This is a genomic window from Massilia sp. LXY-6, from assembly GCF_051233485.1.
In the GTDB taxonomy this organism is placed as follows: domain Bacteria; phylum Pseudomonadota; class Gammaproteobacteria; order Burkholderiales; family Burkholderiaceae_D; genus Telluria.
Genome location: NZ_JBKFGF010000116.1, coordinates 1 through 256, shown reverse-complemented (window position 1 = coordinate 256; position 256 = coordinate 1). Strand labels below are relative to the sequence as shown.

At 60.5% G+C, this 256-nt stretch carries 1 protein-coding gene; it reads right to left on the bottom strand.

What is annotated here, in order from left to right; genetic code table 11:
- Positions 1-256 (bottom strand): hypothetical protein (locus tag ACI48D_RS26065; RefSeq protein ID WP_435574142.1); only part of this gene is annotated, 256 nt, incomplete at both ends.

The window sequence follows — 256 nt, the reverse complement described above, 5'->3', positions numbered from 1 at the left end:
TGGTTGATCGCTACCGTCGGTGCAGTCGTGTCGATCGGTGCCAGCGTTACAGCGGTAGCCGTACCGGTATTGCCGGCAGCATCAGCCAAAGTGGCCGAGACGGAAATCGTCTCGCTACCAGTGAAGACATCAGTCTTGGCCGTGTAGGTATCCACACCAGCGGCGGTGGTCTTGGCGAACTGGTCCAGCGTCGCACCGGTCAGGGTGACCACTGCTCCTTCAGTGACGCTGAAGCCGTTGTCGTAGCCGGTTGCAC